Raw genomic sequence first — 19,249 nt, 5'->3', positions numbered from 1 at the left:
GTTTCCTAAACACATAATAAGTATAAAGAACTATAATACAAACCAAACTTACTGCTATCATTCGTATCATTTTAAATTTTTTCTCTTCCAACAAGTGTTTTTAAGCAAAATCATTAACTAAACTCGACAAATATGAAATCACTTTTCTCATTATAAGCCATAACGTTGCCAAAGCGCTCGCTCTTGCGCTACCATCAACGCACTATCAATTGCTGTATGAACCGCATGAGCAGTAATTCCTGAAGGAGTTTTAGGTCCAAAAAAACTTTTTGGAGGTGTAATTAATCGAAGTTTCGTATCATCGCCAAACCGCTCCTTAATAACAGAGCGCACATCATTCAATTCGTCGACAAGACCCAATTCCACGCCTCTTTTTCCACTCCAAAACATTCCTGTAAAAATACTTGGATCACTAGATAATTTTTCTGCACGCCGCTCCTTAACCAAATCAATAAAAGTTTGGTGAACTTCGAGTTGCAGAGATTTCAAATGCTCAATATCCGTCTTCTTCTCTGGCTGAAATGGATCCAATATAACCTTGTTTTTTCCTGCCGTATATACACGACGTTCAATTCCAATTTTCTTCAAAAGTTCAGGAAAACCAAAAGAAGCTGAAACAACCCCAATGGAACCAACAATCGAAGAAGGATCAGCAAAAATTTCATCCCCAGCACAAGCAATCATATAGCCACCCGATGCGGCTATATCTTCAATAAAAATAAGAACCTGCTTCTTTTTTTCCTCTGCCAAATCACGGATACGTTTGAAAATCAAACGTGATTGCACAGGAGCTCCCCCAGGAGAATTGATAATAATTGCAACAGCCGGTGCTCTTTTGTAAGCAAAAGCCTTGTCTAAAAGATTTGCACACCTACCTAGCGAAAGTGTACGCGCTATCGATGAACTTGAATCAATAATCGCTCCATGAAGGCGTACCACAGGAATTTCAGTTTTACTGGAATAAAAACGATGTGGAATAAAATTTTTGATAAAATTAACCAAAACAAAATTTCCTTATAAGTTCTTAAGCGTTAAATGAGCAAGGACAACAGAAAGGAAGGACCTTACAATACCCAAAATACCAATCAAACCCCATATTATAACCAAAAATAAAAGCTTTATCCGAATTTAAAGAATAAATTGGAAAACACAAGATATCATTTTAAAAGTTCCCACAAACTTATACGCCCATTATTAATGGCATCAATCTTTGATGAAAAAATATGACTATCACCTTCATGTATAACCAGTGGCGGTAATAGAGATAACGCCGCTCTACTGCCTCGTTTTGCATAAAATAACACACGAATTGCAGCTTGTGCAGTGCGTGCGTGAATAGGAATTACACAAATATTACCAAAGCGCCCCTCTAAAGCATATAAGATATTGTTCAATGATTGCGGACGTGCTATTAATCCCAAATATCCACCCGGCTTAACAATTGCTGCTGCGCTCCGTAACCAATCATCAAACATTGATTCAGGCATGACGTGTGCCTCAAATTTCTGTTCATCAGGCGTTTTGCGATCGGCAGGCTTATTAAAAGGTGGATTCATAATTGCAAAATCAAAAGTATTATCCACTAGTCCTGCTTCTAAACGGAGCCTCCCTTTAAATGTAACATCTGCTTGTAATAAGCAAACTCGCTTAGAAAAATTCACATTTTGTTTTAACATAAGCGTCTTTTGAGCGTAAGATACCATGAAAGCTGAACGCTCAACCAATGTAACGTGAACTTCCAAACAACGCGAAGCAACCGCCAATCCCGCAGCACCAGCACCAGCACCCAAATCAACAACCTTACCCTTAAAATTATTGGGAACTAAACTCGCTAATAACATAGCGTCCATGCCAGAACGATGTCCACGTAAACGCGGTTGAACCAAATAAAACCTTCCACGATGAAACGCATCTATTGTTTCATCGCTATAACCCTTTGTTTTATTCATTTAAAATCCCAATATTTATCCTCATAATCCAAAGCTCTTATCTATCAAATCTTGCTAAAATGAAACTACTTTAAATTTCTCCCATAATTTCATAAAAACGCGATTACCCAAGCATAAAAAACATTCCTTGCCAATATTACTCAAAGCTTGCATTTTCAAATGTGCTATCAAAGCTTGAGTCAAAGCAAAACCCTCTTTATGCTATGGATAAAATTCATATATGTCTATTACAATACTCTAGGAGTAAAAATATTGCGTGCTGCCATAAAATCAGATCAAATAAAAAATAATCCAATTTCTCCCCAAGCCCTCGTCAATCTCACCAAAGATGATATGGAACGCGTAAACCAATGCATCTTCTCTATGGCAAAATCAGATATTGAAATGATTCCTGAAATTTCTAACCATCTTATTTCATCAGGTGGAAAACGATTACGTCCAATGATCACGTTAGCCTCCGCTCGTATGTTTGGTTATCAAAATGATGGGCATATAAAACTCGCAACAGCAGTTGAATTTATGCATACGGCAACCTTATTACATGATGACGTAATCGACGAAAGCAATTTACGACGTGGGAAATCTACTGCAAGAATGATTTGGGGAAATCAAGCAAGCATACTTGTTGGTGATTTCCTATTAGGACAAGCTTTTAAAATGATGGTCGATGTTGGTTCTATAGAGGCACTCTCTGTCTTAGCAAATGCTGCAGCAATTATTGCTGAAGGAGAAGTTATGCAACTTTCGGCCGCAAAAAATATAGAAACTAGCATTTCAGATTATCTCAAAATCATCAATGCAAAAACGGCTGCACTTTTTTCAGCTGCCGCTGAAGTCGGACCAATTATTGCTGGTCATGGACATGAAGAACGGTTTGCATTGCGCAAATATGGAACATTTCTAGGGTTAGCTTTCCAATTGATTGACGATGCACTTGACTATGGTGGAGCTGCTAAACATTTGGGAAAAAATATAGGTAATGATTTTAGAGAAGGCAAAATCACGATGCCTGTTATTCTTGCATATGCCCGCGGCAATGCCGTGGAAAAAACATTCTGGAAACAAACACTTGAAAATGGCAATACCAATGATGAAACCTTCGCACATGCACAACACTTAATAGAAAAATATGATAGCCTCACAGACACAATAAAACAAGCGCGTAGCTATGGAAAACACGCAACCTATGCTCTTGCTGCAATAAATGAAAGCTCCATTCATAATGCATTAGTCGAAACTGTTGACTTTTGTATTGCCCGTGTAAACTGATTAGTTGCAATAATTATAATATTTTTCAATAAAGTAACCGGATATGATTTATAAGTACAGTCGATTGATTATCTTAAGAAGGATTAGTTCTATGCGCAGTGTAACAGTATCCGGCTTTCTTACTCTCATTATCATCGGCATTATACTGATACAATCTCTCGCCCATAGCAAAATTAATACCACTCTCAATACAAGCTCATTTATAGGTGCTTATCTAGCAGGGAGAGTCGCAAATCATGAAAACAAAACAGATCTTGCCATCAATTATTTTAAAAAAGCTCTTGCTTATAAACCTGAAAATATTGAAACACAGATAGAGATGCTCGAAGCAATGCTCTTTTCAGGTGCTTTTAAAGACGCTGTTAAACAAGCCCAAAAATTGAAAGAGCAAGGTGTTATGAATCCCTTTGTCTCATTAACGTTATCGATCAAAAATCTCATCAAAAAAGACTACAATAAGGCCAAGATTCTTTTGCAATTAAAAACACCTCCTGTTGCCAACAATCCAATACCTGAATTAATCAGTGCTTGGGCCACATTCGGATCTGGGTACCAAACTCAAGCAATTGCTGATCTTCAAAAAATCCAAGGACCTGCTTGGTATAAGCTTTTTATACACTATCATCTTGCACTCATGTGCGATCTCACAGGACGTAAACAGGATGCACAAAAATACTTCACTCAAATACTCCATAATCGACAAGCCATTTTCATAGCCCCTAATACTTATGAACATATTATCATAGCCTATGCCTCATTCCAATTGCGTTCTAAAATGCGCACTCAAGCTATTCAAACCCTCAAACACGGTGAACAGATGTTACCAGGACGAGAAATACTCAAGAATATTCGAGAAAACGTTGAAAAAGGTGCTTCTTTAGAAAGGCTCATTAAAACACCTCAACAAGGAACTGGCGAAGTATTGTATAACTTTGGAACAGCCCTCAACCATAAAAACTCACAACGAATTGCACGTATTTTCACACAATTATCTTTAACCTTATCACCCGAAAATGACGCAACAACGTTCTACCTGGCAAACATCTCTGCCAAAGTGAATGATCTCAATCAAGCCATTAAACTTTATCGCTCTTTACCACAAAGCTCGCCTTATTATAGAGTTGGACAGTTACAGCTTGCCTTCATTCTTGCAAATAACAATAATTACAGGGAAGCCATCAAATTGCTCACTTCATTAAAGAAAAAAAACCCCAATGATCGCCACATTTTTATAACACTCGCTGCGCTTTATATACAAGATAATAAATTTATCGAAGCCACAAAAACTCTGGATCGTGCTATTGCACAAATAACAAATTTTCAACAAGATGATTGGAAGCTTTTTTATCAGCGTGGAATCGCCTTTGAACGTTTACAACAATGGTCAAAAGCAGAAAGTGATCTACGAAAAGCACTTGATTTTTTTCCTAACCAACCGCAAGTCCTTAATTATCTAGGTTATTCACTTGTTGAACGCGGTGAGAAACTTGAAGAATCACTCCACATGTTGCAAAAAGCCTCTGCGTTACAACCTCAAGATAGTCATATCCTCGATTCTCTAGGGTGGGCTTATTACAAGCTTAAGCAATATAATCAAGCTGTTCAAATATTGGAAAATGCTGTCAGGTTACAACCTGACGATCCAACATTAAATGATCATTTAGGCGATGCCTATTGGCAAGTTGGGCGCAAGCGTGAAGCAATATTTCAATGGAATCATGCAATCGACGGGGAAGCAAAAAATTCCGAGGAAATTCAGAAAAAATTGAAATTTGGTTTGCAATAAACAATGTTGCTTGACCACAACCATATGAAATAATAGACAATCATGGAGGCTGAAATTTCTTTGGTCGCTATCTATTGATTGAAAATTAAAGAGTATAAAGCGTGAAATTGCCTGAATATCTCAATCCTAAACGTTCTTTTCAGGGGCTTATTTTAACTTTGCAAAATTATTGGGCCCATTATGGATGTGCAATTTTGCAACCTTACGATATGGAAGTCGGAGCTGGAACTTTTCATCCGGCAACAACACTTCGTTCCCTGGGACCACGTCCTTGGAAAGTGGCTTACGTCCAACCTTCTCGACGCCCAACAGATGGCCGATATGGTCAAAACCCAAACCGTTTACAGCACTATTATCAATTTCAAGTGCTTCTCAAACCCTCTCCTCCCAATTTACAAGACCTTTATATCAAATCGCTACAAGCTATCGGTCTTGATACAACACTTCATGATATTCGCTTTGTTGAAGATGATTGGGAAAGCCCAACGCTTGGAGCTTGGGGACTTGGATGGGAATGCTGGTGTGATGGAATGGAAATTTCTCAATTCACTTATTTTCAACAGGTTTGTGGCATTGAATGCGCTCCTGTTTCAGGAGAAATCACCTACGGATTGGAACGTCTAGCAATGTATATCCAGGGTGTTGATAACGTCTATGATCTTAATTTTAATGGCTTAGATGGAGAAAACCAAATAAGTTATAGAGATATTTTTTTACAAGCAGAACAGGAATATTCATACTATAATTTCGAATTTGCTGATACCAAATTGCTACATCAGCATTTTATTGACGCAGAACGCGAATGCATCGCGCTTCTTGAAGCTGGAAAACCAAATAAAGAAAATAGTTCACACCTATGTGTTTTTCCAGCTTATGATCAATGTATTAAAGCGAGCCATATCTTTAATCTTCTACAAGCACGTAGCGTTATTTCTGTAACCGAACGACAAAGTTATATTCTTCGCGTTCGTGACCTTGCACGCCGCTGTGGAGAAGCCTTCTTATTCACTGAAGCTGGGAAAATACACAATAACGGAGAAAAACCTAATGTCTGATCTTCTTCTTGAACTTTTCAGCGAAGAGATCCCTTCTCGTATACAACGAAAAGCTGCTGCAGACCTCAAAAAATCTGTTACAGATCAGCTTGTGAATGCAGGCTTAACCTATAAAGCTGCCCATGAATATTGGACACCTCGGCGGCTAACATTGAATATACGCGGTCTTTCTATACGTTCAAAAGATACCCATGAAGAACGTAAAGGACCTAGTATAAAATCTCCACAACATGTCATTGATGGCTTTTTACGTGCAACAGGATTGAGAGATATTTCTGAAACACACATTACGCATGATTATAAAAAGGGTGATTTTTATATCGCTAAAATCATCAAAAAAGGACGAAGTGCAGAAGAAATTATTGCCGATATTTTACCAGAAATTATTCGCAACTTTCCATGGCCAAAATCTATGCGTTGGGGCAAAGATTCAGAAAAAAGTGGAGCTCTGAAATGGATTCGATCTTTACAGAATATTCTTTGCGTCTTTGGACCAGAAATTGGTGAAACGCACGTTATTCCTTTTACAATTGGTTCTCTCAAAAGCAATAATTTAACTTATGGGCATCGCTTCTTAAGTGACGGAAAACCCATCAAAGTTCGCCGTTTTGATGACTATATCACCCAACTTGAAATCCATAAGGTCATTCTGGATGCCGAAAGGCGGAAGAATATTATTCTGGCTGATGCTCAAAATCTTTGTTTTGCAAACGGTCTAGAACTGGTTCAAGATAATGCTCTTTTAGAAGAAGTTGCAGGACTCATTGAGTGGCCTGTTGTACTTATGGGCAATTTTAACAAATCTTTCCTTGATATTCCTCCAGAAATTATTCGCTTGACCATTCGTGTCAATCAAAAGTGTTTCGTAACCCGCAAACAAGGCAAAAAAATTAAACTCTCTCATCATTTTATTCTCGTTTCTAATATTCTTGCAAGTGATAAAGGCGAAGAAATTTCTAAGGGAAATAGTAAAGTTGTCTGCGCTCGCCTTTCTGATGCACTCTATTTTTGGCAAACAGATCAGCGTGATTTGCCAGATATCAAATATTTACAATCTTCTGCAAAAAAACTTGATCTTGATTTAAAAAAACCTCTCGATCAAAGAATGGCACGACTTGATTATTTAAATGTGGCTTTCCATGCAAAATTAGGCACGCAAGGTGCAAGAGTAGAGCGAATCGCTATTCTTGCACAACAAATTGCGAGTTTAGTGCACGCAGATCCTTTCTTAGCTAAACGTGCAGCAGTGCTTGCAAAAGCTGATTTACAAACAGGAATTGTTGAAGAGTTTCCAGAACTGCAAGGAATCATGGGACGAAAATATGCCCTTCTTCAAGGAGAAGATCCTCGCGTAGCTGAAGCAATCGAAGACCATTATAAGCCTCAAGGACCAACAGATCGTATTCCGCAAGAACCTCTTGCTATAGCAGTTGCACTGGCAGATAAAATCGACATGCTCGTCGGTTTTTGGCTCATTAACGAAAAACCAACCGGTTCAAAAGATCCCTATGCATTAAGACGAGCGGCATTAGGAATTATTAGGCTTGTGCTTTCGCGTGATTGGAAAATCAATCTTATGCCACTGTTTAATCTGGCAGCGAATCTTTTCTTACAACAAAAAACTCAATATGAAACATCTCAGAGAGAAACTATGCAATCGCAGAATGTACTTCCGGAAAAGACAGAGCATATTTTATCAGATTTGTTATTTTTTTTTCATGAGCGTTTGAAAATCTATTTAAAAGAAGAAGGCGCTCGTTATGATATTCTTGAAGCAGTTTTAAACAAAGATGCTGACGATTTGTTGTTGGTTGCGCGTCGTGTCGAATCACTTATCGCCTTTATCAATACAAATGATGGAGATAGCTTTTTGGCCGCTGTAAAACGAACCGTAAATATTCTTGAGACTGAATCCCCAAAAGGCTCAACAATAAAAGATGAAATTAACCCTGAACTCTTTATTGAAAAAGAAGAAAAACAGCTCTATCAAACAATCATTGAGGTAGAAAAAAAAGTTTGTGATTATATCAATGCGACAAATTTACCACCCGTACTCAATACGCTAACACCATTGGGGAAATTTATCGACAATTTTTTTGAAAAAGTGTTAGTGAACGATAAAAATCCCCTTGTTCGAGTGAACCGTCTTGCTCTTCTCAAACGTATTCATACTCTTACACAAAAAGCTGCAAATTTCTCAAAACTTGTAGTTTAAATTTAGGCTCTGTTTACCGCTTGAGATTTGAGAATAAAGATAGATACGTGAGAGCATTCTCTTTGTAAAAGATAGGAATATTATCATAGGGAAATATGATATCAAATACAGAGATTTACAAAGAATTTACGATTTATTAAAGTAAATCTCTGGAATGCGTATGAAGTTTAGGAAACCTTTTTTACCTTTTTTTCAAAAAACACCACATAACTATAATAAATCTTTACAAACAGCACTCCTTAATCAAAGGCTTCTTCAATAAACTCAAACACTCCAGATATACGCGTCCTTTCATGATTTAATAAAAAAGATTCTTTTTTTATGGAATTCTTTCTCTATAGCTTAATCATTTTTCTAGCTTAGAGAGTGAAGTGAAAAAATCTAATATTTCATAAATTGAAAATATAATGAGAATAGAATTCTTCTTCTTAGCACTATCATTAAATATTCTAAAAGAATCTCATAATATAACTTCACTACAAGGCTTGAGACAATTTGAAAAAATTATAATTATGTTTAGTAAATAATACTTTATCCTCATTAAGCAGAAAATTGAGTAAATCATTAACTGTAAAAGCTAAAAGAGATAAAAATCAGAAAATCATTGCCAACTTTGAAAAAAAACGCTATTATTCAAGAAATAGGCTTTCGAACCCGCCCAAGGCCTCCATTAAAATAGGTTAATTCTTAACTAAGATATGCTTTCATTTTGGTGAGAGATTCTTCGACGAGAGCCTCTTTAATGAGTTCATTTTCTTTATGAGAATCTAGTTCCCTTTCGATAAGTATACGTGCAGCAGAGACTGCCAAATCAATAGCAGAAGACGACACCATACGTATCGCATCTGCTTCTGCTTGAGCAATTTTTTGCTCTGCCAATTTATTGCGATTCTTTACATATTCTTCTGCTTTTATACGGGCTTGAGAAACAACGGCCTCAACTTCACGTTTAGCTGCGGCAATAATCTCTTGTGCATCTTTTTCTGCTTCCACATGTTTGCGCTGATATTCAGATAGAACTTCCTGAGCCTCTTCACGAAGACGAAGAGCTTCATCAAGCTCATCCTTGATACGCTTTGCCCGTACATCAAGATAGCGCAAAACCATTTCTGGAACTTCGAAATAAATCAAAAGAGCTAAAAAAAGAACTAATCCAACAAAAGCCCAAAAAGTATCTGTCATTTTTGTAATCCTTAGTAACCTGCAGCTTTAACAGCTGAACAAACAGACTCTCTACTGACATCCACATCAATCAATTTTTTTACAATTTCAAGGGCTACCTCTTCAGCAATGGAGCCAACATTCTGCATAGCTTTATCACGAATTTTTGCTATCTGTTTTTCAGCATCTGTTAATTTTTTCTCTAAACTTGCTTCAATTTCCTTTCGTTCAAGCTCAACCTTTTGTTTTATCTCTTCACCAGCTGCCTGCGCTATAACATGAGCTTGTGAACGTGCTTGCGCTAACCTCCGTTCGTAAGTTTCAACAACAATATCCGCTTCTTGTTTCATGCGCATCGCTTGATCCAAATCAGATGCGATTCGATCCCGACGTGTCTCAATAACACCACCAATACGCGGTACAATCACACGAGAAATGAAAAGATAAAAAAGCCCAAAAGAAATCGCTAACCAAAAAAGATGTGAACAAAAATACACAAAATCAAAAGGTGGAAATACACGATCGATACGTTCTGCTACATTTTTAATATGCTCTAACGGTTTTTCAGTGTTCTGCGCATAAGCGCTGGAAATAAACATTCTTTCTCATCCTTCAAATAACCTGACTTAAGACTCTTTATTTAGAACAAATGATGGACGACTACGTTTCTTTCTTACACAAAATCAAAAGAAGCACGCCCATCTCTCACAACGAAAGCAGGTATACCCTTTTGAAAATGATCAAACCGCAAAAAGAAGTAACAAAGCAACAAGCAGTGAAAAAATGCCTAAAGCCTCTGTTACAGCAAAACCAAAAACTAGACGACCAAACTGACTATCTGCGGCTGATGGATTGCGTAATGCACCAGAAAGATAGCTACCAAAAATATTTCCAAGACCTAAAGCTGTACCTGCCATACCAAAGCAAGCAAGACCAGCACCAATATATTTTGCTGCAAGCACTAATTCCATATTATTTATTCTCCTTTAAAACGAAATTGCACCATTTGACGGAAAACCGCCAGTTTTATTAATGCCCTGGATGGACTGCATCATTAAGATACATACAAGTTAAAACCGTAAAAACGTAAGCCTGAAGAAACGCAACTAAAAATTCAAGAGCGGTAATCGCTACAGTCATGGTAAGCGGTAAAATAGAACCGCCAACGCCCATAATTCCTATTCCAATCATTGAGACAATAAAACCAGAAAAAACTTTGAGGGTAATATGGCCAGCAAGCATATTTGCAAACAAACGAAGTGAAAGACTGATAGGACGAGAGAAAAAAGAAATAACTTCAATCATCGTAACCAAAGGTAAAATCACAACAGGCACACCACTGGGAACGAACAATTTCAAAAAACCAACCCCATGCTTATAAAAACCATAACCAATCACTGTTAAGATCACCAACATCGCCAGTGAAAATGTGATCATGATCTGAGAAGTAATCGTATAAAAATAAGGGAAAAGACCAATAAAATTAGCAACCAAAATAAAAGTAAACAGGGAAAAAACTAAAGGAAAAAATTGCATCCCCTGCACACCAGATGATTCTCGCAAAGTCGATGCTACAAATTCATACGCCATCTCTGAGATAGATTGCATTCGCGTTGGCACTAACCCTCGACTTGATGAGGAAATAAAGAGAAAGACTGAAGTTACAACGACAGTCGCAACTATAAAAAATGATACATTTGTAAAAGATAAGTCCATATTTCCTATGGAAATATTAATCAACCGTGAAACCTCAAATTGATGAACAGGATCTGGAGCGTGCGATGTCACTTTAACCTCATTTATCGGACCTCTTAGCGGCCCCTTTACCTTGGCGCGATACGCCTTTTTGATCTAATTGACTAAAGGCAATATAGCCTACAGACCGAAGAATACTCAAGACACCAGCAGCAAATCCAAGAAAAAGAAAAAATACCAATCCCCATGGTAATGAACCTACTAGCTGGTCAAATCCCAACCCTAAAACAACGCCCACGATAATACTTGCCAAAAACTCACTAGAAAGCTTAATTGCATGCGCCACCGTACCTTGTGGCTTTCTTTCCTCTTTTCTGTACCCACGCTTTCTCAATGCTTTTTTACGCATTAAAGCTAAACCTAAATTCTGACTACGACATTCCAAATCCTCTGAATGAAAACAGTCTCCTTGCTTTTTCCCTTCAGCTTCCTTTTTTGGTACAACGAGGTCGTTGTCCTTCGCCATAACTGGCTCCTTAATTAAAAAGCAAAGTCAAAACGCATCTCACAAAATTGTGCGTAACATATTGGTCCCCAATTTATTCGTCAAGCCAATAAAAGAAATCTATCACAATTTATCGCATAAATAACGTAGCTCTCAATTTTATAAACTACAACCATGAATGCACATTTAAATTATCACTCTTACCCCGATGACACACCCTGTTGCATTACCCTAAAATAAAGCCATAACTGTTCTCATATCCAAAATCTAGAAACACACTGAGCAAACATCCTCCGAAATAAATCTGTTATTTTAGGTTTCATCCATCATTCATCAATAAAACTCATTTCTCTTTTAATGTACGAAATATCAATAGATTTACCATTTCATACAGAACATGCACAGAGGGCTGTTAAGTAGGATTTAAAAAATGACTACTATACCACTTTGTGCAACTGCAATCAAATTTAACGCTTCTCTTTCTTCCACTTGAATATTGATAGCTTCTGCAAACAATTTTATTTGAATAGACCACCGCAAATAGTGGCATTTTTGCCCCTCATAATCTTTACTGACTATGGAAAGGTAGTGTAAAGCTATTTGAACAAGCCAGCACCATAATGCTGTTTTCTAGTCTTCAATTTTGCATCTGCTTCTGCATTAAGAGGATATATTCTTTCTCAAACGATTTTTATCCAAATGTTGATCTCTACCCTACTGTGGAAGTAAACATTTTTTTAATTTTGATAAGGGGAATTGACACGAGAGAATATTACTTTATCGAATTTTCTCATTCAATAAAGAGATTAATAAATTATTTATATAAACCAATTTGTTATTGAAGATAATATCATTGTCTGTTTTGTTGATAAATTCATTTTTGAAAATTCAATAATTCATGAAACAGTTTATTTAAAAAACTTGTTTCTCAATGCAAATTTCATAAACTTTGAGAAAATAGAAAGCGGTTATTTCTTTTTGGAACGTGCTGCAAAAGGATTCTCAGATGCCTGTAATGATATGCGAATTGGTATTCCAAGCATATCAAACGTATTACGCAATTCATTAGAAAGATAACGTAAATACGACTGAGGCATTAGTTTTGGTCGCGAGCAAGAAAATACAAATCCAGGTGGACGAGTCTTAACCTGTGTAACATATTTGATCTTAAGTCGACGCCCCGAAACCGCAGGCGGAGGATGATGCGCAACGATCGTTTCAAGCCATCGGTTCAATTTTCCCGTGGAAATACGACGATTCCACACATGGTGCATCATCATGACATTTTCCATCAATTTATCAATCCCTTGACCATATTTACCCGATAAAGGAACAGCTCTCAAACCACGAACTTGAGGAAGAAGGTGGGTACATTTTTCATGCAAATCAACCAATGTTGCCTGACCATTTTCAATAAGATCCCACTTATTGAAAGCAATAAGTGGAACACGCCCTTCACGAATCACAAGATCAACAATTTGTAAATCCTGCTTTTCAAAAGGTGCAGTTGCATCAAAAACAATTACTACCACTTCTGCAAAACGAATTGCACGCAAAGTATCTGCAACAGAAAGTTTTTCTAATTTTTCTTGAATTTTCGACTTTCGACGTAAACCTGCGGTATCAAAGAGTTTAATATTACGACCGTGCCATTCCCAATCCACAGAAATGGAATCACGAGTTAATCCTGCTTCAGGTCCTGTCAACAAACGATCTTGTCCTAACATCCTATTGATGAGAGTTGATTTTCCTGTGTTTGGGCGACCAGAAACTGCAATACGAAGGGGTTTACTTTCATCGTAAACATTCTCCTTTTCTTTTAAATTATCGATATAACCATCAAGAGCTGCTGATTGCAAAGTAAAATGTTCTTCTTGGTTCTTGCTTGCAAAAACTCTTTCTCTCCCAATAGATTCCATAATTGCATCACGAAGATCCGAAAGACCCAAACCATGTTCAGCAGATATTGAACAAGGCTCCCCCAACCCTAACAACCATGCCTCATATTCTCTCTCGGTTGCCGCTTTTGACTCAGATTTATTGGCAACAAGCACAATCGGCTTTCCTGATTTGCGAACCAGTGACGCAAAATTTAAATCACTCAGCGTTATTCCACTCTTCGCATCAAAGATAAATAAAATAAGATCCGCTTCATCGATAGCAGCTTTTGTATGAAAACGCATACGACCTTCGAGTGTATGATCACCGGCTTCTTCCAACCCAGCCGTATCAATTACATCAAAACGCAAATCTTGAAGTCTTCCAGCATGAATACGCCGATCGCGTGTTACACCAGGTTTATCATCAACCAAAGCCAATTTTTGCCCAACCAAACGATTAAAAAGCGTTGACTTCCCAACATTGGGGCAACCAACTATAGCAATGGTAAGGCTCATCAATTTATTCCCTGTTTGCATTGCCCTCAGCTTGTATAAGCTCAAGCATAATTCGTGCCCTCTCTGCTATTTTTGACCCTAGAGCGACCTCTTTAGAATTCTTCCTAAAATAATCAACCGCCTCATCCATTTTATCAGCTTTATAAGCAGCTAAACCCAAAGCTTCTCTCGCAGACATACGCATAGGGTCAAGATCATTTGCCATATCTTTGACGCGTTTTTTGACATCATCTAAGCTCCCTATATCAACCAAAATATAAGCTGCTCGAATTTTTGCAACTGCCTGCAAAATTGGTGGTGTTTTTTCGTCAGATGCAATAGAATCAAAAATCTCCACCGATTTAACAGCATACCCTTGTTCCATAAGTAAAGAAGCCTTACGCAAACGAGCAAGGAAAGGATATCCACCAAAATTAGAGGCTTTAACATCTTCCAATCGCTTCATCGCCTCATCAAAATGGTTTGTATCCGCAAAATCAAGAACTTCTATAAATGCATCACCAATATGACCAGCTTTTTTCATTTGCACATGATGATAAATTTGATAAATAATGATCATCAATACAAAAATAATGGCTGCAGAAGCAATCCATAAGCCGTAACGTCTCCAAAAAGCAAGAGCCTTTTCCTGACGAAACTCTGCATTAACTTCAGAAATAAAACTATCATACGACATGTATCATAACCTTAAAAAAATTACTTTCTACACTTTTACGCATAAATGAATAAATATGGTAGCCCTAATTAACTCAAAATTTTAAAATTGCCAGTCTATTCGTTTCAAATCACTGTTTATCTATCGGATTGATTTTTTTCAAATGCATCAATCAAAAACAATGTTAATATCTTTTTGGTTCACATTACAGCTCTTAGAGATCTTTATTTATAAAAATAGGAAGATCATCGCTAGCTTATCTTCACTATGCATGCTTGCTTAGAATCTCAATAGCATTATCCTTAACTCCCCTTAAGCTAGTTAAGAACACTCTCAATTATATGTACAGAAAAAATCTTTTAAAATCTTAAAAATAACTGTTTTATTGTAGATCTCAAAATTCTCAATTGTAAAATGACAATGGAAAACCAATTCACTAAAAAACATCGCAAAAAGCCATAACTTAACTTTCACAATTGAAAACACTTTAAACCAAATCAACAGACATTGTTAACCTGTATAAAAGAAATGCTGGAATCCGTGATAAAACCTAATACAAATACAAACTCCAAACAAAACTTTTTACACAAAGTCTCTTAATTTCAACTGAACTTTATAAGATTAATAACCTTTATGATTGATATTTACAGGTTCTAACAATATTCTATTGTAGTGGCCAAATCCACATGAGCATTGGAACCGCAACAATTATTATTAATACCGCCAAAGGAGTACCAAAGCGTGGATAATCACTAAAACGATATCCTCCTGGCGCCATCACAAGCATATTACTTTGATGTCCAATAGGTGTGAGAAACTCACACCCTGCACCAATTGCAACAGCCATCAGAAAAGCTTCAGGCTTATAATGAAGAGAATGCGCAAAACTTGATGAGATTGGTGCTACCATCATCACTGTCGCTGCATTATTCAAAAATGGCGTTACCAACATAGCTGTAATCAACATAAGTGCTAATGCACCAGATGGAGGAAAAAATACAGCTAATTGACTAAGCCACTGACCTATGAGATTTGTACATCCTGTCTTCTCTAACGCTTCACTCACTGGAATAAGAGCTGCTAATAAGACTAATATTTGACCATCGAGTGCCTGATACAAGTCACGCGCTGGCAAAACTCGAAAAATCACCATTGCAGCGGCAGCAGAAAAAAAAGAAAACGCAACTGGAACAATCTGAAAAGCTGTAAAAATGATTGCTATAAAGAGAATAGCTAAAGAGACGAAACCATGTCGTAAATTACCAAACACAATATTACGTTTTGCTAAAGGTAAACATTTCAGTTCCCGTAACAAGTTTGGAATAACCGTATCTTGTCCCTGCAAAACAATCACATCACCAAGATGAAAATCAATATCACCGAGCCTTCCCCGTACTCTTTCATGCTGGCGACTTAACGCAAGCAAATTTACATCATAGCGATCAAAGAGTGAAAAACCTCTCGCACTGATGCCAATAAGAGGTGAATTATGTGTTATGACTGCCTCAACAACATCAATGTCGCTGTCCTTATCACCTGTGGAAATAGTTCGACCACTAGAAAACTCTAAACGAGCAGCACTCATAACACTATCTAGCCCCGTATGTGAGCCTTCCAGCAAAACAATATCATTTTCAGACAAAACAAAATCTGGCAATGGGGAAATAGATATTTTATTTCTGATAATTTGAACTACCATAACATCACCGCCTGATGGCTTAACAAGATCAACAATAGTTTTTCCCACAATCGGTGAATTTGCTGGAATATGCACTTCCAAAACATAATTACGAATATCAATCGCATCATCAAACGAAACACCTGAACGAACACGCACAGGCAAACGCCAAGAAAAAAAGACCAAATATAAGACACCAGCAGTAGCAACAGCTGCACCAACCGGTGTAAAATCAAACATGGTAAAAGGAGCCCCAGATAAACGTTCTCGCATAGCTGAAATAACAACGTTAGGGGAAGTGCCTATCTGAGTCATAAGACCGCCCAACAAAGAACCAAATGCCATTGGCATCAAAAAGACAGAAGGTGAAACCTGAGAACGACGAGCAAATTGAAAAGCAATTGGAAGCATGATAGCCAAAGCACCAATGTTTTTAACAAACATTGATAAAAACACCACAGAAATAACCAAAAACGCCAATTGAAGGCGCACAGATTTTACCTCCGGCCAGATCCGTTGGATAATAAATTCCATTATACCAGAACGCGATACAGCCGTACTGACAACAAACACACTCCCTACAATGATAACAATATCATTACTAAAACCGCTAAAAGCCTCCTTCGGGCTGACAAGGCCAACAATGCATGCAATCAGTAATGTACAAATAGCTATAAGATCATAACGGAACCGATCCCAAATAAAAAAAACCATCATGAGACCAATGATAGAAAAAGCCATTATTTGATTTTCTGTCATGATACCCATTTCTCCCCATTAAATTGTAATTAACAAAAACATATCTTCTGTGTTTTAACTGTTCTTATAAACAGCAGCAAGATAAAAGGAATACCTTAGAGTGATTTAAAGTGGTAAATGAGGATCAGCATTGTCTGTTATGAGTGCCTTTTTATAAAAGGCTAAAACCAAAGAAAATTGGTGATAATTAATACAGTTGCATTATAAAAAAACGAGAATGACTCTAAAAAAGAGCGTAAAAGTAGATAACTGTTGAAAATGGTACATGTTATATTTTAACATTTGTCGTTATTTAAAGAAATTTATTTTCACTCTTTTGAGAGAATGATAAAAGTGAAAGAAAAAATCATGGTCAATCTTAATGGTGGGTACCAAAGTAGTTTTAAATATTGGCTTACACTTATTATTGGATTTTTTGCTATTCTGGTAATCATAGTCGTCGGCGGTTTTTATATGGCAAAACCCTATCTTGACAGTTTTGTGAAACAAGAAATAGCACGTCGTTCCATAAAAGCAGAAACATCCGAAGTTAGTATTATAGGCAAAATCAACTTGACGAATATTACCCTACCAGTTCCTGCCGGAATATCACTTAAAATTGGTGCTATTTCAGCCCGTCCTCCTCTTTCTTTTATTCCTGGCACTTTCACACTTTATAATGTTGACTTAAAGCGTCACAATATTCATTTACAAATTCCCAAAATTTCTTTTAACAGCGTATCCTTAAAAGAAAAGGATAACACAATTACATCGCACCTTTTGCAATCAATTATACGTCTTGAACTTGCCTCCATTATTGCACCAGATATATTCCTTTCTGTAGAAAACGAGAATAAGCTAACCAAAAAATTTGAAATAAAGGGTTTTCAGCTTTCTAATTTTAAAAATGGTTGTATTGGTTCTGTTGGCATCAAAAATATGGTCCTTGCGACGATAGCCGCAAACGGTACAAAACAGATGTATCTGAACGCCAAGAGTAATACAATAAAAGCTCAAGATATTGACATCAATTACGCATATTCTATCATTTCCGGAAAAAGAAACATTCTCAATCAAGGAAAAACTATTATTGGTCCTATTTCTTTAGAGAACGTAATGGTCGATGTTTTTGAAGAAAAAAAGAAGAATACTTCCTTCTCTCTTGGAAAATTGAAAACATCTGGCCTAAAAATAAAGCCGCTCAAACAAACACCTGAGAGATTAATCAAAGCTTATCTTAATGCAAGGAAAGAAAATAACCAAGAAGCTGAAAAAACAATACGAAACGCTATTATTCTAAATACTCTACTTGCTACTACCTTAGTCGAGGTCAAAATTAATAACGTCACCATTGATATACCTCAGTTAAAAGCAACCCTTGCATCCTTCCAATTCAAACCAAGCCAATGGGAGCAGCCTATACCGAAAAAACTTCTTCTCTCTCTTGATAGTCTCTCGATTGTACCTAAAAAAATGAATGAAAAAGACTTAGAATTCCTCCAAAACATGGACGTTGAACGCCTTGATCTTTCAGGAAAACTTAATATCTCCTATGATGAAAAAAAGCGTACCCTCCTTCTTAATCCAATGTCTTTCAACATAAAGAATATTGGCTCTGGAAAAATATCTGCTAAAGCTATTAATGTTGACGCAAAACTCTTCTCTGGACAAAAAGAAGCAATAACTGCTGTCTCTCAAAATTTTGGTATAACTGAAATTGAGGTGCGCTATACGGATGCTGGTTTCATTGATAAGCTCTTTTCTTATCTCGCACAAAATCTTAATGACAGCAAACATGATCTCAAGAAGGAACTCTATCATGACTTCTATATCATGATGACACAAAGCCCCCGAATATTGCTGAAAAATCATAAAAAAGCTGAAAATATTGCAAAGTCTTTTGGTGATTTTGCTAAAAATCCACAAACATTGATTATTAAAATAATAGCAAAAGATAACAAAGGCCTCACAATCACTGATCTCGAAACCGCACTTCAAAATGATTTGTCCACAGCTTTGAGCAAAGTAAATCTCACTGTCAAGAATGAATCATCACCTTAAAAAATATGTTTAGCTTTCAACATAATGATCTTGTCTATAAGATTTAAGAGCTTTATTCTTCTTTTGTATGGTACAAGAGAGTGCCA

15 protein-coding genes are annotated in these 19,249 nt (G+C 36.9%); 5 read left to right on the top strand and 10 right to left on the bottom strand.

Going from position 1 to position 19,249, the window contains the following annotated elements:
• Nucleotides 1-150: 150 nt before the first annotated feature.
• Nucleotides 151-1,002 (bottom strand): S49 family peptidase, encoded by an 852-nt coding sequence (locus O9A_RS03090; RefSeq protein WP_034458680.1) that lies wholly within the window; start codon nucleotides 1,000-1,002, stop codon nucleotides 151-153.
• Between the two features lie 155 nt (nucleotides 1,003-1,157).
• Nucleotides 1,158-1,949: a tRNA1(Val) (adenine(37)-N6)-methyltransferase gene (locus tag O9A_RS03085; protein ID WP_034458678.1), complete on the bottom strand. Its 792-nt coding sequence runs from the start codon at nucleotides 1,947-1,949 to the stop codon at nucleotides 1,158-1,160.
• Between the two features lie 198 nt (nucleotides 1,950-2,147).
• On the opposite strand from O9A_RS03085, the gene O9A_RS03080 reads away from it, so the two are divergent.
• The 4 genes from O9A_RS03080 to glyS all read left to right on the top strand — a co-directional run bounded on the left by O9A_RS03080 (nucleotide 2,148) and on the right by glyS (nucleotide 8,274).
• Nucleotides 2,148-3,218, top strand: a complete 1,071-nt coding sequence (locus O9A_RS03080; RefSeq protein ID WP_084790493.1) for a polyprenyl synthetase family protein — start codon at nucleotides 2,148-2,150, stop codon at nucleotides 3,216-3,218.
• Between the two features lie 91 nt (nucleotides 3,219-3,309).
• A complete protein-coding gene (locus tag O9A_RS03075) occupies nucleotides 3,310-5,004 on the top strand; it encodes a tetratricopeptide repeat protein (RefSeq protein WP_034458676.1) in 1,695 nt (564 codons plus the stop codon).
• 101 nt (nucleotides 5,005-5,105) lie between these two features.
• Nucleotides 5,106-6,059: a glycine--tRNA ligase subunit alpha gene (locus O9A_RS03070; RefSeq protein WP_034458673.1), complete on the top strand. Its 954-nt coding sequence runs from the start codon at nucleotides 5,106-5,108 to the stop codon at nucleotides 6,057-6,059.
• A complete protein-coding gene (glyS, locus tag O9A_RS03065) occupies nucleotides 6,052-8,274 on the top strand; it encodes a glycine--tRNA ligase subunit beta (RefSeq protein WP_034458671.1) in 2,223 nt (740 codons plus the stop codon). The genes O9A_RS03070 and glyS overlap by 8 nt, the downstream gene beginning before the upstream one ends.
• A 687-nt stretch (nucleotides 8,275-8,961) precedes the next feature.
• Here the strand turns inward: glyS and O9A_RS03060 are convergent.
• From O9A_RS03060 to O9A_RS03025, 8 genes are all read right to left on the bottom strand, one after another.
• On the bottom strand, nucleotides 8,962-9,456 hold the full coding sequence (locus tag O9A_RS03060; protein ID WP_034458670.1) for a F0F1 ATP synthase subunit B: 495 nt from the start codon (nucleotides 9,454-9,456) through the stop codon (nucleotides 8,962-8,964).
• A gap of 11 nt (nucleotides 9,457-9,467) precedes the next feature.
• Nucleotides 9,468-10,034 carry a F0F1 ATP synthase subunit B gene (locus tag O9A_RS03055; protein ID WP_034458668.1) on the bottom strand — a complete coding sequence of 189 codons (567 nt, stop codon included), beginning with the start codon at nucleotides 10,032-10,034 and terminating at the stop codon, nucleotides 9,468-9,470.
• 141 nt (nucleotides 10,035-10,175) lie between these two features.
• A complete protein-coding gene (locus tag O9A_RS03050) occupies nucleotides 10,176-10,406 on the bottom strand; it encodes a F0F1 ATP synthase subunit C (RefSeq protein WP_004855165.1) in 231 nt (76 codons plus the stop codon).
• A gap of 58 nt (nucleotides 10,407-10,464) precedes the next feature.
• Nucleotides 10,465-11,223: a F0F1 ATP synthase subunit A gene (locus O9A_RS03045; protein WP_034458666.1), complete on the bottom strand. Its 759-nt coding sequence runs from the start codon at nucleotides 11,221-11,223 to the stop codon at nucleotides 10,465-10,467.
• Nucleotides 11,224-11,230: 7 nt separating this feature from the next.
• On the bottom strand, nucleotides 11,231-11,656 hold the full coding sequence (locus O9A_RS03040; protein WP_034458664.1) for an AtpZ/AtpI family protein: 426 nt from the start codon (nucleotides 11,654-11,656) through the stop codon (nucleotides 11,231-11,233).
• 947 nt (nucleotides 11,657-12,603) lie between these two features.
• On the bottom strand, nucleotides 12,604-14,031 hold the full coding sequence (der, locus tag O9A_RS03035; protein WP_034458662.1) for a ribosome biogenesis GTPase Der: 1,428 nt from the start codon (nucleotides 14,029-14,031) through the stop codon (nucleotides 12,604-12,606).
• A gap of 4 nt (nucleotides 14,032-14,035) precedes the next feature.
• A complete protein-coding gene (locus O9A_RS03030) occupies nucleotides 14,036-14,707 on the bottom strand; it encodes a DUF2659 family protein (RefSeq protein ID WP_034458660.1) in 672 nt (223 codons plus the stop codon).
• 643 nt (nucleotides 14,708-15,350) lie between these two features.
• On the bottom strand, nucleotides 15,351-17,123 hold the full coding sequence (locus O9A_RS03025) for an SLC13 family permease (protein WP_034460176.1): 1,773 nt from the start codon (nucleotides 17,121-17,123) through the stop codon (nucleotides 15,351-15,353).
• Between the two features lie 348 nt (nucleotides 17,124-17,471).
• Between O9A_RS03025 and O9A_RS03020 the strand changes: the two genes are divergently transcribed.
• Nucleotides 17,472-19,163: an aq_1923 C-terminal domain gene (locus tag O9A_RS03020; RefSeq protein ID WP_034460174.1), complete on the top strand. Its 1,692-nt coding sequence runs from the start codon at nucleotides 17,472-17,474 to the stop codon at nucleotides 19,161-19,163.
• Nucleotides 19,164-19,249 lie beyond the last annotated feature (86 nt).

Source organism: Bartonella koehlerae C-29 (genome assembly GCF_000706625.1).
GTDB lineage: Bacteria > Pseudomonadota > Alphaproteobacteria > Rhizobiales > Rhizobiaceae > Bartonella > Bartonella koehlerae.
Note: the sequence above shows the minus strand (reverse complement) of the source record. Positions and strands in the feature narration are given on the sequence as shown.